This is a genomic window from Bariatricus sp. HCP28S3_A4 (assembly GCF_052066395.1).
Lineage (GTDB): Bacteria > Bacillota > Clostridia > Lachnospirales > Lachnospiraceae > Allocoprococcus.
In genome coordinates, this window is record NZ_JBQHSE010000018.1 from 1 (window position 1) to 25,365 (window position 25,365).

A 25,365-nucleotide genomic window follows, 5' to 3' on the forward strand; every position below is an offset into this window, starting at 1 on the left:
CTCATCGTCAGAGTAATCAAACAATTCTTTGATGATGCATGCTCCGATGATTACGTTAACAGGAGTGTTTGGCCGTGAAGCTTTATCACTATATAAAACAGCAAAAGGTTTCTCATCAATTTTAGGGAACACTTCTTCTGCGAAAACCTTTGCCCAGGAATTTTCTAACGCTTTTTGCTCACGCGCAGTGAGGTTTGAAAAACTATCGAACAGAGATAACTGTTCTACATCATTTGTTTTAAAAGACATATGCAAACCACCTTTATTTGATAAGATGATTATACCATATGTCTTTCATCAATAATAGTTATTTAATTAGTTGGAAATACCTTTTGACCCCAGCATCCTGTCACGAGGAGCGCCCTTTGCTCATTTTTACATCTTACAACAATTAGGTGGGGTTTACAATATTTTTACTAAAAAAACCTCTATGACCGGACTTATTTTCTCTAAAGACAAAAGCTTAATTCTTGGCAAATACTAAGGTGCCTCAAAGCGTTTTCTATGAAAAAGACAAAAAAGGCCGCCGCATCTAAGGTTTACATATCCTTAAATGCGACAGTCCTCTTCTTTTCTTTCGTTATATCATTTATATCTGCACATTAGGCACTGATCGTGGCAAAAGAGTCGTTCCCAACGCGAGCCCCGAACCTAACGCGAGCCAAAGGGCGCTGGTCGTGGCAAAAGAACCGTCCCTACACCGGGTAGCTTCCATTCTCAGTATCTGCGATTGTTGCATCAACTTTTTTCTGCTGTGCATCGCGGTATTTGAAGAAGTCGATTGCTACCTGCGGGAAGAGTGCGTAGCTGAGTACGTCTTCATCCTGCTGTTTGTACTGGGCCATTTCTTTTTCGAGGGTATCCAGTTCATCCGGAATCAGGTCTGCCGGACGGCATGTGATGACTTCTGCGTCATCGCCAAGTACTTTTTTCTTTACTTCTTCGTTAAATGGTTTTACGGTTGCGCCGTATTTTCCGCTGAGTACGTCTTTTGTCTCTTTGGTTGCCATCTTGTAGCGTTCACCCATCAGGACGTTGAATACGGCCTGTGTTCCGACGATCTGTGAGGATGGTGTTACGAGCGGCGGTTCGCCGAGGTCTTTTCTTACGCGCGGTACTTCTTCGAGTACTTCGTAGAATTTGTCTTCTGCACCCTGTTCTTTCAGCTGGCTTGTCAGGTTGGAGAGCATTCCGCCCGGCACCTGATAGAGGAGTGTCTTAATGTTTACGCCGAGGTTCTTCGGATTCAGAAGACCGCTGTCAAGTGCTTCGTCACGGATCGGACGGAAGTAGTCTGCGATCTCTGCGAGGAGCTTCTGGTCAAATCCGGTGTCGTATGGTGTGCCTTTGAAGGTTTCTACCATTACTTCTGTTGCCGGCTGTGAGGTTCCGAGTGCAAATGGAGACATTGCAGTGTCGATGATATCGACTCCTGCCTCGACTGCTTTCAGGTATGTCATGGAAGCAACACCGGATGTGTAGTGTGTATGAAGTTCAATTGGAAGATCCACTGCTTCTTTTAATGCGCCTACCAGTTCGGTTGCTTTATATGGAAGTAACAGGCCTGCCATATCTTTGATACAGATGGAATTTGCTCCCATATCTTCGATACGTTTTGCGATGTCTACCCAGTAATCCAGTGTGTATGCATCTCCCAATGTGTAGGAAAGTGCTACCTGTGCTTCTGCTTTTTCTGCGTTTGCTGCTTTTACGGCTGTCTGAAGGTTTCTTAAGTCATTCAAACAGTCAAAGATACGGATGATATCGATTCCGTTTGCAACGGATTTCTGGACGAAGTATTCTACTACATCATCTGCATAAGGACGATATCCAAGGATATTCTGTCCGCGGAAGAGCATCTGAAGTTTGGTGTTCTTGAATCCGTCACGGAATTTACGAAGTCTGTCCCACGGGTCTTCTTTTAAGAAACGAAGGGATGCATCGAACGTAGCTCCGCCCCAGCATTCTACGGCGTGATATCCGACTTTGTCCATTTTATCAACGATTGGAAGCATCTGTTCGGTTGTAAGACGTGTCGCGATCAGAGACTGATGTGCGTCACGGAGAACAGTTTCCACAATTTTAATTGGTTTTTTTTCAATTTCAGCCATTTATTTCTTCCTCCAAGTTTTTCTATTACGGAATTTGCCCTTGCTTGTCTTTGAATGATTCACGGGACTGGCTGCTCACGGATTCTTATCTCATAGTCAGGCACATACTTCGCATGTGATTCCTTCGGAATCTCCGCACTTCGTGCTGCCTGACATTCGATAACAACCGGAATTTGCCCTTGCAAGCAAGCAAATTCCTTCCTGTTGTTACATTACTCCGAATATAGCCATGAATGTTCCGGCGGCTACGGCGGTTCCGATTACGCCGGCAACGTTTGGTCCCATTGCGTGCATCAGAAGGAAATTTGTCGGGTCTGCTTCCGCCCCGACCTTCTGGGATACACGGGCTGCCATCGGTACGGCGGATACACCTGCGGAACCGATCAGCGGGTTCACCTGTCCATGAGTTGCCCAGCACATGATCTTACCGAAGAGCACTCCGGCTGCGGTACCGAATGCGAATGCAACAAGACCGAGTGCCACGATTTTCAGAGTATCCAGGTTCAGGAATGCTTCTGCGCTTGTGGTTGCACCTACGGATGTTCCAAGCAGAATGACAACGATGTACATCATGGCATTGGAAGCGGTCTCTGTAAGCTGTCTTACTACACCGGATTCTTTGAATAAGTTACCGAGCATCAGCATACCAACCAGTGGTGCTGTTGTAGGAAGAATCAGACACACAACGATGGTAACGACGATCGGAAAGAGGATCTTTTCCAGTTTGGTAACCGGACGAAGCTGTCCCATTTTAATCTTACGTTCTTTTTCGGTTGTAAGGAGTTTCATGATTGGCGGCTGGATAATCGGCACCAGTGACATGTAGGAATACGCTGCCACGGCGATCGGTCCCATGATGGCCGTCTGCTGTAATTTACCGGCAAGGAAGATGGAAGTCGGTCCGTCTGCTCCACCGATAATGGAAATAGCTGCTGCTGCTTTGTCTGAGAATCCCATTGCCATGGCTCCCAGATAAGCTGCGAAGATACCAAACTGGGCTGCTGCTCCGAGAAGGAAACTCTTCGGATTTGCGATCAGCGGTCCGAAGTCGGTCATCGCTCCTACGCCCATGAAGATCAGAGACGGGAGGATCGCCCATTCATCCAGTTTGAAGAAATAATATAAGAGTCCGCCGGTTCCGTTTGCTGCGTCCTCTGCATGAAGCATGATGTCCGGGTAAATATTTACCAGAAGCATACCAAATGCGATCGGTACGAGAAGCAGCGGTTCGAAGCCATGCTTAATCGCAAGGTAAAGGAAAAAACATGCAACTGCAATCATCACGTAGTTTCCAACAGTCAGATTGAAAAATGCGGTCTGATGCAGGAGATTTCCCAGTGTATTTGTAATGTATTCCATGTTATAACCTCCTGTTTGTCAAAAGGATGCTGCTCCTTAGTTTAATGTAGCTAATGTCTGGCCTGCTTCTACCATATCGCCTACTGCTACATCAATACTAGCAACGGTTCCGTCTTCCGGAGCCACAACAGGAATTTCCATCTTCATTGCTTCTACGATCACAACGGTATCACCTTTTGCAAGTTTCTGTCCGACGCTTGCTTCGATCTTGAATACTTTTCCGGCTGCACCTGCTGCCACTTTGATGCTGCCTGCGCCTGCTGCCGTTTTTGCTGCCGGTGCTGCCTTTGGTGCTGCCTTAGGTGCCGCTGCCGGTCTTGCTGCCGGTGCCGGTGAAGCTCCTGCTCCGTTTTCTTCTACTGTCACATCATATACGTTTCCGTTCACTGTAATTGTATAATTTTTCATGATTATTTCCTCCTGAATATCAACTATATTTATGCATTCCATTTGTTGGATTTTCTTCTCTTAATAGAACGTACTACGAAACCGTCCGTAGAAGTTCCTTCGTAAGCAGCAATCGCTGCAGCGATAACCGCGACAAGCTCTGTGTCATCGATCTCCTCTTCTGCTGCGGCTTCTTCTGCCTGTGCCGGAGCCGGAGCAGCTTTTGCAGGCTCCGCCTGTTTTTTGGATTTTCTGTCTACTAATGCAGGAACGTATTTAAACAGAGAAATAATAAAACTCATGAATATCAAAACACAAAATACAGTTCCCATACCTAATAATGTATTCAAACCGGCTTTCTTAAGAATCTCGCCCGTGCTGAAGGAAGCATTTACCGTAAATGACTCCAGCTTCAGATTCTCATCAAATGTAAACTCCAGATCAGCTTCTCTGTCTGAGAATTCTGCCGGTGCAGTTACCGTCAGAGTCGTACTGCTGGTCTTGAATTCATAGTCTCCGTGACTGATGTACTGTCCGCATTCATCCGCTGACGCACTCCATCCTTCTAATGCAGTAATAAAATCTTCTGCCTCCATCTGGACGCCGGTCTGGGACTCAAACTGTGCCATCAGATAGCCCTGATTCCAGTCTGACATGCTGCTGACCTGCTCACCTGAGATACCGCCGCTTGCAACGACATATAATACCTGTTCACAGCTCTGCTCGATGGTCTCCGGATCATACTGGATTCCTTTCGCATTACCGCAGCCGGTAAAGGCAAACGCAAGTGCCAGAATGCAGATTAATAAACTGATTTTTTTCTTCACTTTGCTTCACCTCACTAAACTGTTCCGTGTTTCTTGGAAGGACGTTCTTCCCTCTTTGTAAATAACATCTCAAATGCGCCGATCACATATTTTCTTGTGTCGGCCGGTTCAATGATCGTATCTACATAGCCTCTTCTTGCAGCAGAAAGCGGGCTTGACTGAAGTTCCTGATACTCCGCTGCTTTTTCTTTTAATGTATCGGCATCCGCGTCTACGTACATGATCTTTGCTGCCATATCAGCTTCCATCATACCGATCTCAGCGTTCGGCCATGCATAAACCATGTCTGCTCCGATGGATTTGCTGTTCATGGTCACATATGCGCTTCCGTATGCTTTTCCGGTTACAACAGTAACTTTCGGTACGGTTGCATCGGCGAATGCATAGGTAAGTGATGCCATTGCTTTCGCAAGATTCTTCTCCGAACATACAGCTGCCTTGAATCCTGTTACATTGGTAAGTGTCAGGACCGGAATTCCAAATGCATCACAGAATTTCACAAATCCGGCTGCTTTCTTGCATCCTCTTGCTGAAAGAGAACCGTCGAATTCTTCTGCTGCCTTTCCTTCTTCATCAAATACTTTTGAGCGGTTTGCCACTGCTCCTACGGTCATTCCGTTAAGACGGATAAAACCGGTCACCATATCTTTTGCGTATTCTTTCTTTGTTTCGAAGAAAACGCCGCTATCTGAAAGCATTGACAGAACAATGGATGGGTCCTCGGCTGCATTTTCAATATCTTCACAGATCCGGTTCAGATCATCGGTACATTCATCATAAGAATCGTTATCCTCATTATTTGCCGGAAGCATACATACGAGTTCACGGATATTTTCCAGGATCTCTTCTTCTGTTCCGACTGCATCCACCATTCCGGATTCCTCGCTCTGGAACTTAGCGCAGGATGTGTCACATTTCTTAATTTCATTTCCGACGATTGCATTCGGAGAGTTCACAAATAATCTGCCCTTTGTCTCCATAAATGTGAAATCAGTCAGTGCTGCAGCTGTTGCGAGTCCACCGCCGCAATTTCCGAAAATAGCAGTAATCTGTGGAATAACGCCAGAAGCCATTGCCTGTTTGTAGTAGAGACTTCCAAATGCATTCAGTGCGTCTGTTGCTTCCTGAAGACGCATACCTGCACAATCAATAAGTCCAATGACCGGTGCACCCATCTTCATTGCCATGTCATAGATATGTGCGATCTTTCTTGCATGCATCTCACCAATCGCGCCCTTTAAAACAGTCGCGTCCTGGCTGTACACATAGACAAGATTACCGTCAATGACTCCATAACCGGTAATGACACCATCTGCCGGAGTCTCTTTCTCCTGCATGTTGAAATCTGTCGATCTTGCTGTTACTGCTCCGCCGATTTCAACAAAACTTCCCGAATCAAGCAATGCAGCAATTCTCATGCCTGCCGGATTTGATGTTGTTGTGTTACTCATAAATCTAGCCCTCCATTTTATAATTATAATATAAACCAAATTTTCTGCCGAGTTTATTATACTTGTATTTTCTGGAAACTGCAACATTTTTCGCGAATAACTCGTTAATAATTTCACATTGTATTAAAAAAAGACCAAAGGCGACAATGGGACGAGTGACTAGGGTCACCGGTCACCCGTCACCCCTAGTCACTCGCCCCCTTGTCACCTATTTCTGATTCCGGAACTGTACCGGTGTCATATTATACGCTTTTTTGAACAGCCGGTTAAAATGCTCCACGTTCTGATATCCAACAGAAAGCGCGATATTTTCCACGGTCATACTGCTGCTCTTAAGCATGGCTCTGGCTTTTTTCATACGGACTTTCTTTACGATGTCCCCGAACGTCATACCTGATTTTTCTTTGATGTATTTGGACAGGTACGGCTTGGAAAGGAAGAATTTCTCAGAGAGGTCATCCAGAGAAACATCCAGATAGTTTGCCTGAATATAATTCATGATCTCAAGCATACGTTCGTCCTTACACTCATCTGCTGTTTTGATCTCTTCAATTTTATTAACCGCAACTGCCAGTGCATCGATGGATGCGTGGATAATGTCTGCATCAATGCCGACTCCCCAGTATGTATGTCCGTTGCAGATAATACCGACATATGCACATGCCTTGGAAGAAGATCCCTTTGTCAGAGAATGTTCTTCATAGAAGGACAGCTCGTAGCTGATGTTGAAATACTGCTTGATCGCATTGCTTACCGCATCGAGACGTCCATTACCGGATGCTGTCACGATCCGTTTGCTGTTCGCATGCGAAATGGTTGCTGTCGCAAGGATTCCGTCTTCCTGTTTGAAATGACACTCATCAATCGTAAAGACACCTTTGTAATTGACATAATTGTCCTCGAAAATATGGTAAACCCATTCCGGAGTCAGCTCTTTGTGAGCCTTGTCGGATACATCTTTTACGAGATATCCCACTTCTTCCTTCATCTCCTTCGGCAGATTGATACCGAAGTTCTGCTTTAATATGTAGTTGACGCCGCCCTTACCGGACTGGCTGTTGATACGGATAACATCCTTGTCATAGGTACGTCCCACATCTTTCGGATCGATCGGCAGATACGGAACCGTCCATTTATCGCATTCTTTCTCTTCCCTGAAGGCCATACCTTTCGCGATCGCATCCTGATGGGATCCGGAAAATGCGGTAAATACCAGATCTCCTGCATACGGCTGACGTTCGTAAACATGCATTCTGGTAAGACGCTCATAGGTCTCACGGATTTCCATCATGTTGGAGAAATCCAGTCCCGGATCAACACCGTGTGAGAACATGTTCATAGCCAGTGTGATAATGTCCACGTTACCGGTACGTTCTCCATTTCCAAACAGCGTTCCCTCGATACGCTCTGCTCCGGCAAGTACACCAAGCTCTGCGGTTGCCACACCACATCCTCTGTCATTGTGTGGATGCAGGCAGAGGATCACGCCATCGCGATGGCTGAGGTGTTTGTCTACATATTCTACCTGGCTTGCAAATACATGCGGCATTGCGTTCTCTACGGTTGTCGGAATGTTGATGATTGCTTTCTTATCCGGGGTCGGCTGCCATACATCCAGAACGGCGTTGCACACTTCCACTGCGTAATCCACTTCGGTTCCCGGGAAGCTTTCCGGACTGTACTGGAAGGTGAAATTTCCTTCTGTCTCATCAGCCAGTGTTTTCAAAAGTTTCGCTCCGTCGATCGCGATCTTCTTGATCTCCTCTTTACTCTTGCGGAACACCTGCTCACGCTGAGCAACGGATGTCGAATTGTAAAGGTGTACAACCGCATGGGGCGCTCCCTTTACTGCTTCAAATGTTTTCTTGATGATATGTTCACGTGCCTGAGTCAGTACCTGTACGGTCACATCGTCCGGAATCATATTCTTCTCGATCAAAGTGCGCATGAACTGATATTCTGTCTCGGATGCTGCCGGAAAACCGACTTCGATCTCTTTAAATCCGACTTTAACTAACAACTGGAAGAATTCCAGCTTCTCCTCCAGGCTCATCGGCTCGATCAGTGCCTGATTGCCGTCACGCAGATCCACACTGCACCAGATCGGTGGTTTCTCAATGTAATCCTTCTTCGCCCAGTCATAACTGACTTCCGGCGGCATAAAATATTGTCTTTCATACTTTTCAAAATTCTTCATCGTGTTCTCTCCTTCTATAAATACTCAAGAATGTAATTTGTCTGAATTATAGGAATTTTTCAGTCTTCGCGCAAAATTCATAAATATTCGTCAATGTTCTTGCTCTATTTTGTTATACTCACATATCCTAACACATCTATATTATAAAGTCCAGCGACAAATTTAAGCAATTTAATTGATCTAATTTATCATCATGTATTTTTTACAGATTTTTCGGAATACCCAGGCATAGTTTTTCACCGGAATCTCCTCTTCAATGACCAGAGGGTACTTTTTTAGTACTTCTCCATTCAAAGTATAGCATACATAGCCCGCTTCTGTTCCTTTCGTCACCGGTGCCTGCATTGTTTCTTCCTGGCAGACAGTCACCTCTACCTGTTCCGACTCCGATAAAAGAACCTGCAGTTCCTTCTGTTTTCCTTCCTCTGTCTGCAGGACCGGCGTGGATTTTGCATCCCCAAACAGCTCCTGATCATCCGGAATTCCATTTTCCACGGTAATTTCCCTGAGCGCCGGCTCTTTCCATACATCGCGGTACTGATACGTCTTCAGCGCATACTGCATCAATTTCTTGGTATCAACCCATTTATAACTTTTGTTATTGGGCCATCCACAGCCCAGAAGCGCAACGACAAAGGTTCTTCCGCCATTCTCCAGTGCTCCCACATAACAATACCCTGCTTCTCCTGTAAACCCGGTTTTTCCTGAAATGGCTCCCTCCATCATATCCAGGAACAAGTTGTGGTTTGTGCAGGTAAAATTCCTTGTCCCTTCGACATTGGAAAAAGAATAGCTTTTCTGCTGGGTGATCCCCAGAAATTCTTCTGCTTTTGGTGATTCGAGAATGCAGTAGCTCATGATCCTTGCCAGATCGGCAGCCGAAATGCTGTGCTTTCCGCCGTCATCTTCCGCGTCCAGTCCGTTTGGCGTCACAAAATGGGCATTGGTACACCCGATTTCTTTTGCCTTTTCATTCATTTTCTCGGCAAATTGTTCCACACTGCCAGCAATATGCTCGGCGATGGCAACTGCACTGTCGTTGTGTGATTCGAGCATCAGGGAATACAAGAGATCTTCAAGATAATACTGTTCTCCTTCTGCCATCTGCAAATGGACCTTAGGCTGAGAAGCAGCATTCTTCGATACGGTTACAATTTCCCCGGCACTTTCCATCTGTGTACCTTCATTCTCCGCGCTTTCATTCTCCGCGTTCATCGCTTCCAGGGCAAGGATACAGGTCATGATTTTTGTCGTGCTTGCCATCGGCCGCATGGTTTGCCCGCCCTTCGAGATCAGGACACGCCGGCTCTTAGCATCCATCAGCACAGCGGAAATGGCATGCAGATTCTGCAGCTCTTCCGGCAGGGAACCTGCTGCTTCTTCTTCCTTCACTGATTCCTGAGATGCCTGATTCACTTCCCATACCTCGTCAGAAGCCAGCGCATGGAGTATTTCTTCAGTCCCGGCAAGCTGCGGCATCACGATGAGATTAATGGATATGATGAAAATGCAGGTGACCGATATAAGATTCCGGATTCTTTTCATTACGCACATCTCCCTATTCGAATCATATCATAGCTCCTCTTGAGGACATTATTTTCCTCTATCCTATCGTATGAACGGGTGCTTTTCTCCATGCATCTTCTTTCTTCCAATTTCTCTATGAAGCTATTGATTACCGAACCTTTTGGGGAGTCTGCACTGCAACTAAAAAAGCTGCAGAAAATGTATACAGGAATGATCCTGTTTCCTACAATTTCTGCAGCTTTCTGCTTTTTACATGTATAATACCTCTGTCCCGGTTATATATCCAGCTTCAGCTGAACTTCGTCTTCGGCCTCTTCTTTGAATGTCTCCATCTTCTCCGCATCGATTCCCGGCAGCTCATCCAGCGACGTTACGCTGAATCTTCGAAGAAATTCTTCAGTGGTTCCGAATAACAACGGTCGCCCCGGTGCGTCGAGCCTTCCCACCTCACAGACAAGATTGTACTCGATCAGTTTATTCACGGCATGGTCTGATTTCACACCACGGATCTTCTCGATCTCCAGTCTGGTAACCGGCTGTTTGTACGCGATGATCGAAAGCGTCTCCAGCATGACATCGGTGAGGACGTAGCGCTTTGGCTGCTTGGCGATCCGGATCAAATACTCATACATTTCCGGCTTCGTGGCAAGCTGAAAGGAATCCTCCAGTTCAATGATGCGGATTCCCCTGCCTTCCTTCTCATATTGGTCCATCATGTTGTGAATGATTTTCTTTGTAGTTGGCACATCCTGTTCGATTGCCGCAGCGATCTTGCTGACTTCAACCGAATCACCCATGGCAAATAAAATCGCCTCGATTATGCCTTGCAGCTGTTTAATCTTCATTATGTTCCCCTTCATTCTCGTTCGAGGTAATCAGTATATCATCAAACGTATGTTCCTGATAAATCGTAATCTTTCCGATTTTCATAAGTTCTAATATTGCAAGAAATGTAACGATCACCTGGACCTTGGATGCCTGTCTAGTAAGTAGATCCCGGAAGCTGAAGTTGCGGTGTACTTTCGCATACTCTTCCACATAATTCAGTTTCTCAGGCAATGTCACTTCTTCCTTCTCAATCTTTCCGAATTTACTTCGGATTGGATCCGTCTTCTCCGTCTGTCGTTTTAATACTTCCTGGAAAATGTCATTCAGCTTCGAAAGGGTTAGATCCCCGAGAAGCTCATCCAGATCCACAGGCTCGACATAGCTCTTGACAACATCGGGAAGCGTTTCCTCCTTGTAATAAATCTTCTCTCCGTCTACCTGACGATCCCGAAGCTCATAAGACATATATTTGTACATCTTATATTGGAGGAGCTGTTCCACCAGTTCCTGTCTCGGGTCCTCTTCTTCGCCCTCTTCGTTGACTTCCTTCGGCAGGAGCATACGGCACTTAATGTCCAGAAGCGTGGCTGCCATCAGCAGGAATTCACTCATAATGTTCAGATCTTCCCGTTCCATATCTCGGATATATTCCATATACTGGTTGGTGATTTCCACGATCGGAATATCGTAAATATCTATTTTATTTTTATCAATCAGATGCAGAAGAAGGTCCAACGGCCCCTCAAACACCTGCAGTTTTACCGGAATCCCCATATTCTTACTGCCTTTCCGTCTGTCGAATCAAAGCGTGTCCGTGCACTAGAACAGTGTAACACACTTCTGGCTTTCGGGCAAATAGATCTTACAAATCCACTGAAATAAGCCCATGGCAATATCCACAGGCATAAATCATTCTTCTACATTCCATGAATATGAAGCACGATCAGCTCCGCCGGATTGAACAGACGGATATTGATCGTATGCGTCCCCAGTCCTTTGCTGACTACAATACTTGTATCTCCCTCTTTGTAGCAGTCGCCGGAATATTTCGGGAACAGCCCTACTTGAGGGCTGATGACGCCTCCCAGTACAGGGAGCCGCATAACGCCCCCGTGAAGGTGACCGGAAAGAATCAGATCCGCTCCCCATTCTTTGTAGATCGTGACAAATTCCGGGTGATGCACCATCAGAACATTCCATGCCTGCGGATCTGCCTGTCCCAGTCCGTCTTTCATATCCTGCAGGGAAGGCTCCATCCTGCCGAATCTGGCATAACATTCCGAAGGCATCTTCATTCCATACAGAAGAACCCGAGTGCCTTCCCATTCCATCTCGCAGGATTCATTGATCAGAAAATGGATTCCGGCCTGTTCCAGTTCTTTCTTATATTTCCAGTAGCTGTCGCCGTAATTTTCCGGATCTTCAAGCATCCTCTGTTCATGGTTTCCGAGCGCGCAATATACCGGGGCAAATTCGGTCAGTTTTTTCATGCATTCTGCCGCCTTTCCCCAGGAACTCTCCCTGCCGCCATGCGTATTTCTATTTGCCACAAGCATATCCCCGCCGCAGAGGATCAGATCCGGTTTCTGCTCCCGAATCTTTTCCAGAAGCTTACCATTCTCCTCTCCGTATTCGCGGTTATGAAGATCACTTAAAAATACGATTCTTTTATCTTCCATTTCAGGAGGAAGCTTCGGTGTCCTGATCTCGTATTCCGTCACTACAAACCGATGTGTCTCCCGGTATATTTCAGCTAATATGAGCAGCACTGCCGCTATGAGGGCAGCCAGTAAATATATCATTCTGCAAATCTCCTTAAAGTCATCTTAATCTCGTTCTACCCGTTCTATCATACAGGAATGTTCTTTGCTCTTCGGATCGTAATTAATTCCAACCAACAGAATATCTGCTCCATAATCCTTAATTGCAGCAGCCACCTCTTCCGCATCCATATTCAATGTAGCATCCAGAAGATGATCAGAGTTACGAATCAGCTTTGCAATTTCTGTATGCTTCCCTGTAGTTACAGCACGAACAAATTCCTCACGTGCATCTTTGCTGCAAATGATTTTCCAAAACGTCGTGGTCTGCTTACACATGTCATCTTATCGCTTGTTCCAAGTGTACTGTTAATAAACGATATCAACCCTGTCTTATCTACATATATTCCTTTTCTTACAGTTTCAAACCCAGCATTTCCAATGTTTAAATACTTCCCCAAATGACTCATACTCCCTTCTGCAAAAATCCGGCTGTTAAGCTCATCTTCTGACAAAAACAGGTTATACAGAAAGGAACGGATAACCGGATGTATAATCATACACTTGTTCCGACATTTCGTCTAAATCCATCCCCGTATAATAATCCGCTTCGTACTCTCTTAACATTCCTGCAATGTCATCTGCTGAAAAGCTCATTTATTAAAACATCTTTTCATGATTCATTCCTTTCCCGTTTCATGAAGCATTTCCATGGTACTTATATCATATCTGATTTTTGAATATTTGTACACCTGATTTATAAATTCTTCTAACCGAGGATCGTATGGTCCGTCACAATAGAACCCCGGCCAGAGCGAGGGTAAACTTCGCTTTGACCGGGGCTTTTCTATTTCGGATAACAGCTTGGCGTGATGCTACTTCCACCAGCGCGGAACGGACTCGGTTTTTGTGTCACCGCAGATTTTACAGGTGTAGGTCTTTTCTCCCTCGGCATCTTCTGTCGGTTCTGTGGTGATAACGCCATCGTCCCACTTATGATTCAGAGCATCTACCTCGCGGGTTTCGGTAACCTTGCAAACAGTGCAGGTTCTGGTTTCCTCACCCTTTTCGGTACAGGTAGGCTCGGTGGTAACAGTCCATTCACCCCACGCATGCTCTTTGCAGAAAGGTTTCCAGGTGATGGTGCCGCCGTAGTTCTGCATCACATCGCTTGTCCAGGTCTCATTCCCGCCGGGATAGAAAGCTGTAGCCGTAACTCCTTCGAAAGCATTTTCCTGAATTTCCGTTGCATCTCCTTAAACTGTCATTTCTTCCAATACGTCCAGCAATGCCGAAAAAAATGTCATCGCTCCGACATCTTCTTTTGCATAAATGGCAACTTCACCAATCTTTTCTCCGTTCAGCTTGTAGCTTACCCGCCCGATGGTATCGCCCTTTTTCACCGGTGCATCGAGTTCTTCCACCGTTATTTCTTTCGTTATGGCATTCAGATCTGCACCTGTTACATCCACATACTGAAAGGAATTCTCGGCTTCGCCTTCAACCTGTTTTTCGATTCCCCTGGTCACTTCCGCAAAAATCGGCTCCTCAAGCACATTTTCATCGACGAAGCGGCTGCATTTTCCAAAACCGTAGTTCAGCATAGAAATCGCATCCTTGACACGGGTTTTGGAATCCGGCTCAGCCATGACAACAGCGATCATTTCAATCCCGTCTTTTTCAGCCGTTGCCGAAAGGCAGAACTTTGCCTTACTGGTGGAGCCGGTCTTCAGTCCTGTCGCGTATTCGTACTGGCGAATCAATTTATTGGTGTTGGTGAGACCGAATTCGCTGGTTCCTTTAGCAGTCGTGTGGGTGATATTTTCCATCCAGATCATCGAATACTTATGAATCTCTGAATACTTTGTGATCAGTTCCCGCGACATCAGTGCGATATCTCTTGCGGTCGTGAGGTGTCCGTCCGTATCCAGTCCGTTGCAGTTTACGAAATGAGTATGTTCCATTCCAAGCCCCTTAGCACGTTCGTTCATCTTCTGTACAAAGGCCTGCTCACTGCCACAGATCAATTCGGACATTGCCACACAGGCGTCGTTCGCACTTGCCACAGAAATGCATTTGATCATAGTTTCCACGCTCTGCTTTTCTCCCGGTTCCAGAAACACCTGGGATCCGCCCATGGATGCCGCATACTCGGAAGTCGTCACCTCATCCTCCAGATGGATCTGTCCACTTGCGAGAGCATCAAAAATGAGCAGAAGTGTCATGATCTTGGTCACGCTCGCAGGCGGAAGTTCTTTGTCGGCCTCCTTCTCATAGAGAACTTTCCCGGAGGAAGCTTCCATAATTATTCCTGACTCTGCGGAAATACCAAGTTCTTCTGTATTTTTTTCTTTTTCCCCGGAATCATCCTGGATATTGCCGGTTGTTTGCGTTTCTTCATTCGCCAGGCTGACCAAGCATGGCATCCTATAACTCGTCTGCAGGCACAGTACGATTCCCAGAAATACAGCCAAAAATCTACGCATAAAACAGCTCCTTCACCAATTCGTCTGTTACTAATAAATGCCATGCCGCATTAAAATAGAACCTTCTATCCTATGTTTCCGTTATATTCTTTTCCTTTTTCATTAAACCAGTCCAGCGCTTCGCAGATTCCTTCTTCTGCAAAGGCAAATTCTTTCGTCTCTTTTTTTTCCTCCGGAGTGTTGTCGTAATTGTACGGTCCTTCCCAGACCGTACCCAGAAGGATCGTCTCCTTCTCGCCATCCTCAGATTCTTTTTCTTCTTTTCCCAGTCGGAAATTCATCTTTCCCATACTTCCGTTAAACTTTGCCTTTTTATAAAAATTCAGCGGAAAAAGCTGCATCCGTTTCAACATTGATTTATCCCTCCATTGTAAATAACCGCCTTATATACGGAACCATTTGAAAGAAATATACTGCCAAATCACAAAAATAGCAAGCTCATTTTATTATATACATGACAACTCACAATAATCCAATGGACCATTTTCTCAAATGCATGGAACAAAAAAAGGCATTGCCATGCTTTGTGATGTTCGCATGCAATGCCTTTATTTGCAATATTTATGATTGTTTCACGCCGTCTTCTATTCTCCTGTCACTTCAAGGATCGCATCTCTCATGATCTCGATAGCCTGATCAATGTGATCTTTGGTAAGTGTAAGTGGCGGAATCATACGGTTTACATTGTTTCCGATCGCCGTGATCAGAAGTTTTCTGCGGAAGCATGCCCATTTCACATCCAATGCAATCGGCATATCGTATTCGCAGCCTACCAGGAGTCCTTTTCCTCTTGCTTCTTTTACATGTGGAAGTGTTGCAAGTTTTTCTTTGAAGTATTCTCCCATTACTTTTGCGTTTCCGCTCAGGTCGTTGTCCAGAATCTCTGTGATAGATGCAAGAGATGCAGCACATGCAAGAGGATGTCCACCGTATGTAGAACCATGTGTTCCTGATGTAAATACTTTCGCAACCTCTTCACTTGCACAGCAAGCTCCGATCGGCATTCCGCCGCCCATTGCTTTCGCCATAGTTACACAGTCCGGTTTTACTCCGTATCCCATGAATGCCATCGGAGAACCTGTACGTCCCCATCCGGTCTGTACTTCATCAAGAAGGAGAAGCATTCCTCTCTCATCGCAGAGCTTGCGAAGTCCTTCGATGAATTCCTGTGTTGCCGGATGTACACCGCCTTCGCCCTGTACCGGCTCGATCATGATCGCGATCGTATTTTCTGTTACTTTTGATTTGAAATCTTCCAGATCATTGTATTTTGCATAAGAGAATCCAGGAAGCATCGGTTTGAATCCAAGCTGGCATGCATTGTCCGGCTGACCTGTTGCTGAAAGTGCTCCGTAGGTTCTGCCATGGAAACCGTTGACAGCTGTTACGATATGGTAATGTTCCGGGCCGTATTTTTCAACACCGTATTTTCTTGCCATTTTGATCATGCATTCATTAGCTTCTGTTCCTGAGTTCTGGAAGAAAATCTTATCCATCCCGATCGTGTCACAGATTTTTTTTGCAAGGAGTGCCTGCGGTACGGTATATGGGTAGTTGAAGGTATGCATAATATCATCAACCTGATCCTTGATTGCCGCAACTACTTTCGGATTTCTGTTTCCGGCACTGTTTACAGCAACACCGCCATAGAAGTCAAGATATGCAACGCCTTTTTCATCATACAGATACATTCCCTCTGCTCTCTCTGCGATGAAATCGTAACGTGCATAGGTTTCTACCATGTATTTGTTTACAATGGCTTTCAATTCTTCTGCTGTTAATCCTGTGTCTTTGAGTTTCATAAGAAATTCCTCCCATTTTCTTTATTGTTGTAAGAAATATCAAAATGAAGTAGATTTGACTCCCACCAAGAGTAACTTGCGCAACTCGCCACCTATGAAGGTGGGAGTCTTATCTTCTTTCAAGATAAAAAAAAGCGCCATGTACATCCTGTACATGACGCCTTTGTCATTTAACGATTATGAGTATATACCTCAGTCTAAAATTTGTCAACACAAAATTTTTACAAAAAAATTATAGATATTTCAGATAAATTTTCTAAATAAAATTACGGATATTCTCTTTTATTCTTTCGATCGGTCCGGTAACACATTCCGGCATATCATCCTTTTTTACATTGTAGAAGGATGAAAGAAAATCCATACCGAATACGGTGATCAGTACCGAACCTGCCACCCGTCCTACATAAAGCGGGATCAATGCCACGATTCCCTCCACTGTGTTCTGCAGGAACATGAAGAGAAACAAGGTATAGAACCCCCAGGCGATCGAACTCTCGAGACAGATTATCCCTTTATAGTTGAAAGGTTTTTCATTATAATCCCACCAGACTTCTCCGAACACCTTCTGCATCAGAAGTGCGGTCAGATATTCCAGAATGGTTGCGAAAAAGGATCCCATGAAAAACAACAGGACACGATTCTCGCTGTATGGCCTGAGGAGAAAAAATACAGTCAGCGCCCCCACACCATAGATTGGACAGAACGGACCTCTTCCGAATCCCCTGTTCGTCAGCTTTTTATTACAAAAGGACATATAGATCGATTCGACGAGCCATCCCAGCATTCCGTAAGTCAGGAACCACATGACTAATTCATAACTTCCAACTCCAAAAATCACTCTATTCCACCACATATCCATTCCTCCGGCACTTGGCCCTTCGACCTCCTGCCCGCTAAAAAAATGAGGTGTTGATATTCAAACACCTCATTATTCTGCACATATTAATTATATTTACGTTTTCTAGCAGCTTCGGATTTCTTTTTACGTCTTACGCTTGGTTTTTCGTAATGTTCTCTCTTACGAATCTCCTGCTGAATTCCTGCCTTTGCGCAGTTTCTTTTGAATCTGCGTAAAGCGCTGTCTAACGTCTCGTTTTCTTTTACGATTACATTTGACATAGTCTCACACCTAACCTCCCCTCCAGCCTTGTATTGTGCATTATACGACTGTTCGGGTATTTTATTGCACTACACATGATTATAGCATATTTTTTAATACAGTCAAGAATTTTCTTTAAAAATATGCCAAATTATGCATAATTTATTGAATCTGTCCTGCTAAAACCTCTTTCACTTTTGCAAGTGCATCCGGAATGCCTGCCGGATTCTTTCCGCCTGCCTGTGCCATGTTCGGGCGTCCGCCGCCGCCACCGCCAACGCAGGATGCGATTGCCTTGATCAGATTTCCGGCATGAGCGCCTTTCTTCATTGCTCCGTCGGTTGCGGTTGCCATCAGGCTGACTTTGCCGCCTGCAGCAGATGCAATCACGACCACACCTTCTCCAAGCTTCTCTTTGAGCTGGTCGCCGAGATCGCGAAGTCCGTTCATATCCATATCTTCTACGCTGACAGCAAGAACCTTCACTCCGTTCACTTCTTCTACCTGGCTCATCACATCGCCCATAGCGTCCTTTGCCAGTTTGCTCTTCAGGCTCTCGACTTCGCTGTGAAGTTCTTTGTTCTCAGCCTGCAGATGCGTGATCTTCTCAGTGAGATTATCCGGGGTCGCCTTCAGAAGCTTCGCAGCTTCGTGCATCTTTTCTTCCAGAGCCGCGTAATATTTCATAAGTCCTTTGGAAGTCAACGCTTCGATACGGCGCACGCCGGCTGCCACACCGCTCTCGGATATGATCTTAAATGCTCCGATTTCTCCTGTATTTGCAACGTGGGTTCCTCCACAGAATTCGATGGAGTAATCACTCATATTGACAACTCGTACAATATCACCGTATTTTTCACCGAAAAGTGCCTGTGCTCCGGTCTTTCTTGCTTCTTCGATCGGCATATTCTTCGCGATAACCTGAAGGGATCTGGAAATGCTGTCGTTGACCATATCTTCGGTCCTCTGCAATTCTTCCGGTGTCATTGCAGAGAAATGCGAGAAGTCAAAACGCAGTCTTTCGTCATTTACGCTGGAACCTGCCTGTTCAACATGAGTTCCGAGAACCGTGCGGAGTGCTTTCTGAAGCAGATGAGTCGCACTGTGGTTTCTTGCGCAGAGAGAACGTCTCTCGGCATCTACGGTAAGTGTTACCGTATCTCCTGCTTTCATCATTCCGCGGGTCATGCGTCCGATATGACCGATCTTGCCGCCGAGCAGTTTTACAACATCTTCTACGATGAATTCTCCATCTCCGCAGCTGATCACGCCGTGGTCAGCTTCCTGTCCGCCGCTGGTTGCGTAGAACGGAGTCTTCTCTACAAAAATGGTTCCTCTTTCTCCATCTGACAGTGCATCCACAACCTCTTCGTCGGTTGTAAGAACGGTGATCTTTGATTCATAGGTCAGGTTATCATATCCGACAAATTCGGATGTCACGGAAGGATCGATGGATTCGTAAACGGTCACGTCTGCGCCCATATAGTTTGTCACTTTACGTGCTTTTCTTGCAGTCTGACGCTGTACTTCCATGGCAGCCTTGAAGCCTTCTTCATCCACATCCATTTTCTCTTCTTCCAGGATCTCTTTTGTCAGATCAAGCGGGAATCCGTAGGTATCATATAATTTGAATGCATCCTCGCCGGACAGAGTCTTTACGCCTTCTACCACCATCTTCTCTTTCATCTCATTGAGAATGACAAGGCCCTGATCGATCGTCCTGTCGAACTGCTCTTCTTCTTTGCGAATCACATTCATGATAAAGTCTTTCTTCTCTTCCAGCTCCGGATAGCCGTCCTTGGAACCTTCGATTACAGTCTCTGCAAGCTTGGTCAGAAAACCGCCCTCGATGTTCAAAAGTCTTCCGTGACGGCAGGCACGGCGGAGAAGTCTTCTCAGCACATAGCCGCGTCCTTCATTGGAAGGCATGATTCCATCGGAAATCATGAACGATACGGAACGAATATGGTCGGTGATCACGCGAAGGGATACGTCTGTATTATAATCTTCACCGTAAGACACACCTGCAAGTTCGCATACCTGATCGCGAAGTGCCTTCAGTGTATCAATATCGAACATGGAATCTACATCCTGTACGATACATGCAAGTCTCTCAAGTCCCATACCGGTATCAATGTTCTTCTGTTCCAGTTCTGTATAATTGTTATGTCCGTCATTGTCAAACTGGGTAAATACGTTGTTCCAGATCTCCATGTATCGGTCACATTCACATCCTACGGTACATCCCGGTTTGCCGCAGCCGTATTTCTCACCGCGGTCATAATAGATCTCAGAACATGGACCGCACGGGCCTGAACCATGCTCCCAGAAATTGTCTTCTTTTCCAAAACGGAAAATCCGCTCCGGAGCGATTCCGATTTCTTTATTCCAGATCTCAAATGCTTCATCGTCATCCAGATATACAGACGGATATAATCTGTTCGGGTCCAGTCCCACAACTTCTGTCAAGAACTCCCATGACCAGTGGATTGCTTCTCTCTTAAAGTAATCTCCAAAAGAGAAGTTACCGAGCATTTCAAAAAATGTACCGTGACGTGCTGTCTTTCCAACATTTTCAATATCACCGGTACGAATACACTTCTGGCAGGTCGTCACACGACGTCTCGGCGGGATCTCCTGTCCGGTAAAATACGGCTTTAACGGTGCCATACCGGAGTTGATCAGCAAAAGGCTGTTGTCGTTGTGCGGTACCAGCGAAAAACTCTTCATCTTCAAATGGTCCTTACTCTCAAAAAACTCAAGGAACATACGTCTTAATTCGTTTACTCCGTACGCTTTCATCTTTTTCCTCCTATACTGTATCGTGCAAAATTCTGCACGCAATTTGCTAAAGTTTAATTATAAAGATTGTGGGGAGGTTTGTCAACTGTTTCGCGTTGGAAAATGGGGACGCCCCCGCCTGGCAGGTATGGTTCCCGGACTCGCTTTCGCTCGGGCAAAAACGCAGCGGTACTATGATGCCAGGGCGCCGCGCATGCGGCTGCTGCCATCAAGTGCCGGCGTTTTTGACGGTCCGGGAACCATACCTGTCAGGCGGGGGCTGTGCATTTCCATGGGGGAAGATGTGCATTTTCTGGGGGAAGATGTGCATTTTCTGGGGGAAGTTGTGGTTTTCCTGGGTGGGGCTCAATTGGGTCCCATAGATGGGACCGATTGAGCGGGGGAAGTCAGACAAATAAAAAGATTCTCCGGATTTATGATCCGGAGAATCTTTTTATCTGTCTTCATTATTTTTCTTCAGCTGCGGTTTTGGCGTTTTTGCGGTCGCGCAGTTTTTTTCCGGTCAGGATTCCGAGGAATGCGAAGACTGCTATGATAGCCATTTTAATAAGTGTGCTGATTAGTGTTGAGAAAAATGCCATACTCGTGCCTCCCTTGCTAAACTAGTTTTATCATAACATATGAATGGGTTCTTTTCAAATCAATTTTCACATAATTTGTGGTTTTTGTGGCTTGATTTTATGAATTTTTTCTAAACTTTGTTTTCTGTTCCGAAGAGGGACTGGGCGTAGTGTACGGACTGCATGGCGTCTTTGCCGTAGAAGTCGGCGCCGATCATGTCGGCGTATTCCTGGTTGAGGACGGCGCCTCCTACCATGACGCGGCAGTCGGGCTTTTTCTCGCGGAGCTGGCGGATGGTTTCTTCCATGCTGACTACGGTGGTGGTCATGAGTGCGCTTAGGCCTACGAGTGTCACTTCTTCTTCAATTGCTTTTTCTACGATAAGTTCCGGCGGTACATCTTTGCCGAGGTCCAGGACTTCGAAGCCGTAGTTTTCGAGAAGGACTTTGACGATGTTTTTGCCGATATCGTGAATGTCGCCTTTGACGGTTGCAAGGATGATTTTTTCTTTTTTTTCTTCGCCAGCTCCGGATTCGGCGAGTACGTCTTTGATAACGGCAAAGGCGATTTTTGCGGCGTCGGCACTCATGAGGAGCTGGGGAAGGAACACGGTTCCTTTTTCAAAGCCGTCTCCAACGACGTTGAGTGCGGGGATCAGTTCCTGCTGGATGATCTCCATCGCATCCCGTGTTTTCACGAGTTCCCGGGTGAGATGATGGGCTTCTTCCTTCAGGCCTTTTTCGATTGCGTATTTTAATGTCAGTGTGTTCCCGGTATCTGTGCCCACCGGCTGGGAGGGGCCGTTTCCGCCCGCTATCCGGGGTGTTCCGTTTCCGCCTGCCACCTGTGCCGCAGCTTTTTCCGCCGCTGCCTGTGCAGCATATTTGGTGATATAGGAGGTACAGTTTTCATCGTATCCCATCAGTGCGAGGAATGCGTCGTAAGATTTCATCATTTCTTCGGAGGAAGGATTGATGATGCCTGCCGTCAGTCCGTTCTGCATCGCCATGGTGTAGAAATGGCTGTTGATCACCGGTCTTTTGGGAAGTCCGAAGGAAATGTTGGATACGCCGAGTACGGTGCGCACTCCGTAGATCTCTCGCACTTTTCTGAGGGCTTCCAGGGTGACTTTTGCACCGTCCTTCTCGGAGCTGATGGTCATGGTTAGCACATCGATAACAATATCTTTCTTCCTGATTCCGTATTTTGCGGCTTCTTCGATGATTTTTCCGGCGATCTTCACTCTTCCGTCTGCATCGGAAGGTATTCCCTGTTCGTCTAAGGTCAGCCCGACTACGACACCACCGTATTTTTTCACCAGCGGGAAGACGGCGTTCATGGATTCCTGTTTGCCGCTAACGGAGTTAAGCATAGGTTTGCCGTTGTAGATCCGCATGGCGGCTTCCATGGCCTTTGCGTCTACCGTGTCGATTTGCAGCGGAAGGCTGGTCACGCTCTGAAGCTGGGTCACTACATCCTTCATCATCTGCACTTCATCGATATCCGGCAGTCCCACATTGACATCCAGAATGTGCGCACCCTTCTCCTGCTGTGTGATTCCCTCTTTGAGGATGTAATCCATATCGTGCGCTTTCAATGCTTCTTTAAACCTTTTTTTGCCGGTCGGATTGATGCGCTCACCGATAATAAGCGGCATATCCCCTAAAATCACTGCTTTCCCATAGGAGGAAACGATGGTATCCTCCTTCTCTTCCACCGGAAGGATTGGATGGTCCTTGCAGGCTTCCACCATTCTTCGGATATGATCGGGTGTGGTTCCGCAGCAGCCTCCGATGACGCAGGCACCCTCTTCTACGATTTTCTTCATCGTGGCGGCAAAACGTTCCGGCTCTACATCATAATATGTCTCCCCGTTCTTCTGCTTCGGAAGTCCCGCATTTGGCTTTACGATGACCGGAAGAGAGGTGTAGCGTCGCATCTCTTTCAGAAGTGGAAGCATCTGGTCCGGTCCGAGGCCGCAGTTCATTCCGATGGCATCGACTCCCAGTCCTTCAAGCATCGCCACAACGGACGGGACATCTCCGCCGGTCAGAAGTTTTCCCCGCTCATCGAAGATCATCGTGGCAAATACCGGAAGGGAGGTGTTTTCTTTCGCGGCAAGTACCGCAGCTTTCACCTCGTAGGTGTCACTCATGGTTTCTATATGGATGAGATCTGCACCGTTCTTTTCTCCGAGGGTGGCAGCTTCTGCAAATGCGCGGTACGCATCCTCAAAATCCAGATCGCCCATGGGCTTTAACAACTTACCGGTGGGTCCCATATCGAGTGCCACATAGGTTTCTCTTCCATCCAGCACTCCCTGCTCCTGTGCCCGCTTTGCATTTTTCACGGCAGCACAGATAACTTCCTCCAGTGACCAGTTGTCATCATGGAATTTGCAGGCATTTGCCCCGAACGTATTGGTCAGGACGATGTCGCTGCCTGCTTCAAAATATCTCCGGTGGATCTCCTCGACCTCTTCCGGGTGCTTCAGATTCCATACTTCAGGGAGCTCTCCCGGTTCCAGTCCCCGTTCCTGGAGAAGCGTCCCCATTCCTCCGTCAAAAAAGAGCAGTTCTCTGCCCAGTCTTTCTCGTATACTCATGTCCATTGCTCCTTCTAACTTCTTCTAGTTTCTTCTGTAAATGCAGTCTGTCTTCCCACAGGATTCACAGCCTTTGATATGACATTTCTCATCGGAATCGCTGATCCCGATCAGTGCAGTCACAGATTTGACCGGTGTAAGCATATAGCTGTCCGTCATCGTAAGGCCGATCGTTTTGGCCGTATCCAGCATTTGCAGAATGTCCTTCTGATGATGAATGTCAAAATCCCCGTACCCGGGACTGAATCGTGGTCTGAGCCATTTTTCCTGTTGTCTTAGCTCTTCACCGATCTTCTCCTGGAGCTGATCCAGATATTCCTCCAGATACGCTGCGGCGCAGGCCTGAAGTACCACCGTCTTGGCCATATCTGTGAGGGAGAACCGCTTCATCATCAGATCCACGCCGGTCCCCAGTGTAGCTCCAAGCAGAACCACACTGCCGCATCCCTTCAGGTTCCTTCCGAGACTCCTGCTTGTAATATTCATTTTTCCTATTTGTAATTCGTTCTCCCCTGTATGTTCACATTCAAAAATGCGGTAGATGGATTTCGCTGCCGCACATGCTTCCAGATCCCTGAAAGAGTCTGAAATCAGCCCAAGCGTTCCCTCATCTACCGCGTGTTTTCCATAACCAAGGTAACGAATCGCTTCTTTCGTCCTTAAGTCTGTCATAGTTACACCTATTTCATAATTTCTGAAAGATTTGCCATGATTGCCGCTGCAACCTCCGGCTTATTCATAGAATAAATATGGATATTCTGTATTCCGTTTGCAATCAGATCGATGATCTGGTCTGTCGCATACGCGATTCCGGCCTGCTGCATTGCCGCCGGATTATCTCCGAATTTATCCACTACCGCGAGAAATCTCTGCGGAAGCACAGTTCCGGAGAGCGAACAAATCCTTGCGATCTGCTTACCGTTGGTAACCGGCATGATTCCGGGAAGCACCGGAACCGTGATCCCTTTTTCGCGGATGCGATAAAGGAAATTATAAAGAATACTGTTATCGAAAAACATCTGTGTCGTAAGAAAATCCACACCGCAGTCCACTTTTTCTTTCAAATGGAGAATGTCTTCATTCTTGCTTGCAGATTCTACATGTCCTTCCGGATAGCAGGCTGCGCCAATACAGAAATCTCCCTGTTCTTTGATGTCCCGGATCAGTTCGGATGCATAGTGATACTGTCCCGGAATCGGGAAACTGGCGTCTTTCGGAATATCTCCCCTAAGTGCAAGAATATTTTCAATTCCCTCTTCTTTCAGCCGGTCGATCACTGCATGAACTTCTTCCCTTGTGGAAGACGCGCAAGTCAGATGTGCGAGACTCGGCACACCCAGATCTTTCTTAATGTGTGAAGCGATCTTCACTGTATTCTTGCTCGTTCCGCCGCCGGCACCATAGGTAACACTGATATAAGAGGGCTTCAGAGCAGCGATTTTCTCCACCGCTCCCATAACGGATTCAAAGCCTGCATCTGTCTTCGGCGGAAATACTTCAAATGAAATATGTACTTTATTTTCCTGTAGTCTTTCTTTGATTTTCATTCTTATCTCCTATTCT

General features: G+C 46.3%; 24 protein-coding genes and 1 pseudogene. All 25 read right to left on the minus strand.

The window, feature by feature from the left end:
- Window positions 1–249, minus strand: a pseudogene (locus ACTNBF_RS10000) (transposase); the annotation flags it as partial.
- A 446-nt stretch (window positions 250–695) separates the two neighbouring features.
- Window positions 696–2,111 (minus strand): oxaloacetate decarboxylase subunit alpha, encoded by a 1,416-nt coding sequence (locus ACTNBF_RS10005; RefSeq protein ID WP_427805851.1) that lies wholly within the window; start codon window positions 2,109–2,111, stop codon window positions 696–698.
- 207 nt (window positions 2,112–2,318) lie between these two features.
- Window positions 2,319–3,470, minus strand: a complete 1,152-nt coding sequence (locus tag ACTNBF_RS10010) for a sodium ion-translocating decarboxylase subunit beta (protein WP_427805852.1) — start codon at window positions 3,468–3,470, stop codon at window positions 2,319–2,321.
- 36 nt (window positions 3,471–3,506) lie between these two features.
- The gene (locus tag ACTNBF_RS10015; protein ID WP_427805853.1) at window positions 3,507–3,878 is read right to left on the minus strand and encodes a biotin/lipoyl-containing protein; all 372 of its coding nucleotides are present in this window, start codon (window positions 3,876–3,878) and stop codon (window positions 3,507–3,509) included.
- Window positions 3,879–3,907: 29 nt separating this feature from the next.
- A complete protein-coding gene (locus ACTNBF_RS10020; RefSeq protein ID WP_441029380.1) occupies window positions 3,908–4,684 on the minus strand; it encodes an OadG family transporter subunit in 777 nt (258 codons plus the stop codon).
- A gap of 14 nt (window positions 4,685–4,698) precedes the next feature.
- On the minus strand, window positions 4,699–6,135 hold the full coding sequence (locus ACTNBF_RS10025; RefSeq protein WP_441089193.1) for an acyl-CoA carboxylase subunit beta: 1,437 nt from the start codon (window positions 6,133–6,135) through the stop codon (window positions 4,699–4,701).
- Between the two features lie 208 nt (window positions 6,136–6,343).
- Entirely contained in the window at window positions 6,344–8,332 is a 1,989-nt protein-coding gene (locus ACTNBF_RS10030; RefSeq protein WP_427805856.1) for a 2-isopropylmalate synthase, read from the minus strand.
- Window positions 8,333–8,512: 180 nt separating this feature from the next.
- Window positions 8,513–9,877, minus strand: coding sequence for a D-alanyl-D-alanine carboxypeptidase family protein (locus tag ACTNBF_RS10035; protein ID WP_441025384.1), 1,365 nt, complete (start codon window positions 9,875–9,877; stop codon window positions 8,513–8,515).
- Between the two features lie 257 nt (window positions 9,878–10,134).
- Window positions 10,135–10,704, minus strand: a complete 570-nt coding sequence (gene scpB, locus ACTNBF_RS10040; RefSeq protein WP_427805858.1) for an SMC-Scp complex subunit ScpB — start codon at window positions 10,702–10,704, stop codon at window positions 10,135–10,137.
- Window positions 10,694–11,461: a segregation and condensation protein A gene (locus tag ACTNBF_RS10045; RefSeq protein ID WP_427805859.1), complete on the minus strand. Its 768-nt coding sequence runs from the start codon at window positions 11,459–11,461 to the stop codon at window positions 10,694–10,696. The genes scpB and ACTNBF_RS10045 overlap by 11 nt, the downstream gene beginning before the upstream one ends.
- Before the next feature lie 143 nt (window positions 11,462–11,604).
- On the minus strand, window positions 11,605–12,489 hold the full coding sequence (locus tag ACTNBF_RS10050; protein ID WP_441025380.1) for a metallophosphoesterase: 885 nt from the start codon (window positions 12,487–12,489) through the stop codon (window positions 11,605–11,607).
- A gap of 24 nt (window positions 12,490–12,513) precedes the next feature.
- Entirely contained in the window at window positions 12,514–12,786 is a 273-nt protein-coding gene (locus tag ACTNBF_RS10055) for a hypothetical protein (RefSeq protein ID WP_441089211.1), read from the minus strand.
- A complete protein-coding gene (locus ACTNBF_RS10060; RefSeq protein ID WP_441089194.1) occupies window positions 12,711–13,007 on the minus strand; it encodes an AAA family ATPase in 297 nt (98 codons plus the stop codon). Before ACTNBF_RS10060 ends, ACTNBF_RS10055 begins: the two co-directional genes overlap by 76 nt.
- A complete protein-coding gene (locus ACTNBF_RS10065) occupies window positions 12,970–13,104 on the minus strand; it encodes a hypothetical protein (protein ID WP_441089195.1) in 135 nt (44 codons plus the stop codon). Before ACTNBF_RS10065 ends, ACTNBF_RS10060 begins: the two co-directional genes overlap by 38 nt.
- A 218-nt stretch (window positions 13,105–13,322) precedes the next feature.
- Complete coding sequence (locus ACTNBF_RS10070; RefSeq protein WP_441089196.1) at window positions 13,323–13,610, minus strand: hypothetical protein; 288 nt, start codon at window positions 13,608–13,610, stop codon at window positions 13,323–13,325.
- Between the two features lie 93 nt (window positions 13,611–13,703).
- The gene (locus tag ACTNBF_RS10075; protein ID WP_427820666.1) at window positions 13,704–14,933 is read right to left on the minus strand and encodes a D-alanyl-D-alanine carboxypeptidase family protein; all 1,230 of its coding nucleotides are present in this window, start codon (window positions 14,931–14,933) and stop codon (window positions 13,704–13,706) included.
- A 65-nt stretch (window positions 14,934–14,998) separates the two neighbouring features.
- Window positions 14,999–15,286, minus strand: a complete 288-nt coding sequence (locus tag ACTNBF_RS10080; protein WP_427820665.1) for a hypothetical protein — start codon at window positions 15,284–15,286, stop codon at window positions 14,999–15,001.
- A gap of 231 nt (window positions 15,287–15,517) precedes the next feature.
- Entirely contained in the window at window positions 15,518–16,735 is a 1,218-nt protein-coding gene (locus ACTNBF_RS10085; protein ID WP_427807941.1) for an aspartate aminotransferase family protein, read from the minus strand.
- A gap of 256 nt (window positions 16,736–16,991) precedes the next feature.
- Window positions 16,992–17,588 (minus strand): putative ABC transporter permease, encoded by a 597-nt coding sequence (locus ACTNBF_RS10090; RefSeq protein WP_427807943.1) that lies wholly within the window; start codon window positions 17,586–17,588, stop codon window positions 16,992–16,994.
- A gap of 89 nt (window positions 17,589–17,677) precedes the next feature.
- Window positions 17,678–17,854, minus strand: coding sequence for a 30S ribosomal protein S21 (rpsU, locus tag ACTNBF_RS10095; protein WP_004054229.1), 177 nt, complete (start codon window positions 17,852–17,854; stop codon window positions 17,678–17,680).
- A gap of 142 nt (window positions 17,855–17,996) precedes the next feature.
- A complete protein-coding gene (gene alaS, locus ACTNBF_RS10100) occupies window positions 17,997–20,636 on the minus strand; it encodes an alanine--tRNA ligase (RefSeq protein WP_441089197.1) in 2,640 nt (879 codons plus the stop codon).
- A 446-nt stretch (window positions 20,637–21,082) separates the two neighbouring features.
- Window positions 21,083–21,217, minus strand: a complete 135-nt coding sequence (locus ACTNBF_RS10105; protein WP_427807947.1) for a hypothetical protein — start codon at window positions 21,215–21,217, stop codon at window positions 21,083–21,085.
- A 110-nt stretch (window positions 21,218–21,327) separates the two neighbouring features.
- Entirely contained in the window at window positions 21,328–23,802 is a 2,475-nt protein-coding gene (locus ACTNBF_RS10110) for a homocysteine S-methyltransferase family protein (RefSeq protein ID WP_441089198.1), read from the minus strand.
- Window positions 23,803–23,826: 24 nt separating this feature from the next.
- Window positions 23,827–24,474 carry a vitamin B12 dependent-methionine synthase activation domain-containing protein gene (locus ACTNBF_RS10115; RefSeq protein WP_427807951.1) on the minus strand — a complete coding sequence of 216 codons (648 nt, stop codon included), beginning with the start codon at window positions 24,472–24,474 and terminating at the stop codon, window positions 23,827–23,829.
- A gap of 8 nt (window positions 24,475–24,482) precedes the next feature.
- Window positions 24,483–25,349 carry a methylenetetrahydrofolate reductase [NAD(P)H] gene (gene metF, locus ACTNBF_RS10120; protein WP_441017705.1) on the minus strand — a complete coding sequence of 289 codons (867 nt, stop codon included), beginning with the start codon at window positions 25,347–25,349 and terminating at the stop codon, window positions 24,483–24,485.
- Window positions 25,350–25,365: the final 16 nt, after the last annotated feature.

Bases quoted from the DNA above. Each gene is read 5' to 3' on its own strand.
- ACTNBF_RS10005 (WP_427805851.1), bottom strand. From the start codon at position 2,111: ATGGCTGAAATTGAAAAAAAACCAATTAAAATTGTGGAAACTGTTCTC.
- ACTNBF_RS10075 (WP_427820666.1), bottom strand. From the start codon at position 14,933: ATGCGTAGATTTTTGGCTGTATTTCTGGGAATCGTACTGTGCCTGCAG.
- ACTNBF_RS10045 (WP_427805859.1), bottom strand. From the start codon at position 11,461: ATGGGGATTCCGGTAAAACTGCAGGTGTTTGAGGGGCCGTTGGACCTT.
- ACTNBF_RS10010 (WP_427805852.1), bottom strand. From the start codon at position 3,470: ATGGAATACATTACAAATACACTGGGAAATCTCCTGCATCAGACCGCA.
- ACTNBF_RS10110 (WP_441089198.1), bottom strand. From the start codon at position 23,802: ATGAGTATACGAGAAAGACTGGGCAGAGAACTGCTCTTTTTTGACGGA.
- ACTNBF_RS10030 (WP_427805856.1), bottom strand. From the start codon at position 8,332: ATGAAGAATTTTGAAAAGTATGAAAGACAATATTTTATGCCGCCGGAA.
- alaS (WP_441089197.1), bottom strand. From the start codon at position 20,636: ATGAAAGCGTACGGAGTAAACGAATTAAGACGTATGTTCCTTGAGTTT.
- ACTNBF_RS10055 (WP_441089211.1), bottom strand. From the start codon at position 12,786: ATGTGTAAGCAGACCACGACGTTTTGGAAAATCATTTGCAGCAAAGAT.
- rpsU (WP_004054229.1), bottom strand. From the start codon at position 17,854: ATGTCAAATGTAATCGTAAAAGAAAACGAGACGTTAGACAGCGCTTTA.
- ACTNBF_RS10015 (WP_427805853.1), bottom strand. From the start codon at position 3,878: ATGAAAAATTATACAATTACAGTGAACGGAAACGTATATGATGTGACA.
- ACTNBF_RS10090 (WP_427807943.1), bottom strand. From the start codon at position 17,588: ATGTGGTGGAATAGAGTGATTTTTGGAGTTGGAAGTTATGAATTAGTC.
- ACTNBF_RS10070 (WP_441089196.1), bottom strand. From the start codon at position 13,610: ATGCAGAACTACGGCGGCACCATCACCTGGAAACCTTTCTGCAAAGAG.
- ACTNBF_RS10035 (WP_441025384.1), bottom strand. From the start codon at position 9,877: ATGAAAAGAATCCGGAATCTTATATCGGTCACCTGCATTTTCATCATA.
- scpB (WP_427805858.1), bottom strand. From the start codon at position 10,704: ATGAAGATTAAACAGCTGCAAGGCATAATCGAGGCGATTTTATTTGCC.
- metF (WP_441017705.1), bottom strand. From the start codon at position 25,349: ATGAAAATCAAAGAAAGACTACAGGAAAATAAAGTACATATTTCATTT.
- ACTNBF_RS10085 (WP_427807941.1), bottom strand. From the start codon at position 16,735: ATGAAACTCAAAGACACAGGATTAACAGCAGAAGAATTGAAAGCCATT.
- ACTNBF_RS10025 (WP_441089193.1), bottom strand. From the start codon at position 6,135: ATGAGTAACACAACAACATCAAATCCGGCAGGCATGAGAATTGCTGCA.
- ACTNBF_RS10060 (WP_441089194.1), bottom strand. From the start codon at position 13,007: ATGATTATACATCCGGTTATCCGTTCCTTTCTGTATAACCTGTTTTTG.
- ACTNBF_RS10065 (WP_441089195.1), bottom strand. From the start codon at position 13,104: ATGAGCTTTTCAGCAGATGACATTGCAGGAATGTTAAGAGAGTACGAA.
- ACTNBF_RS10115 (WP_427807951.1), bottom strand. From the start codon at position 24,474: ATGACAGACTTAAGGACGAAAGAAGCGATTCGTTACCTTGGTTATGGA.
- ACTNBF_RS10080 (WP_427820665.1), bottom strand. From the start codon at position 15,286: ATGTTGAAACGGATGCAGCTTTTTCCGCTGAATTTTTATAAAAAGGCA.
- ACTNBF_RS10050 (WP_441025380.1), bottom strand. From the start codon at position 12,489: ATGATATATTTACTGGCTGCCCTCATAGCGGCAGTGCTGCTCATATTA.
- ACTNBF_RS10105 (WP_427807947.1), bottom strand. From the start codon at position 21,217: ATGGCATTTTTCTCAACACTAATCAGCACACTTATTAAAATGGCTATC.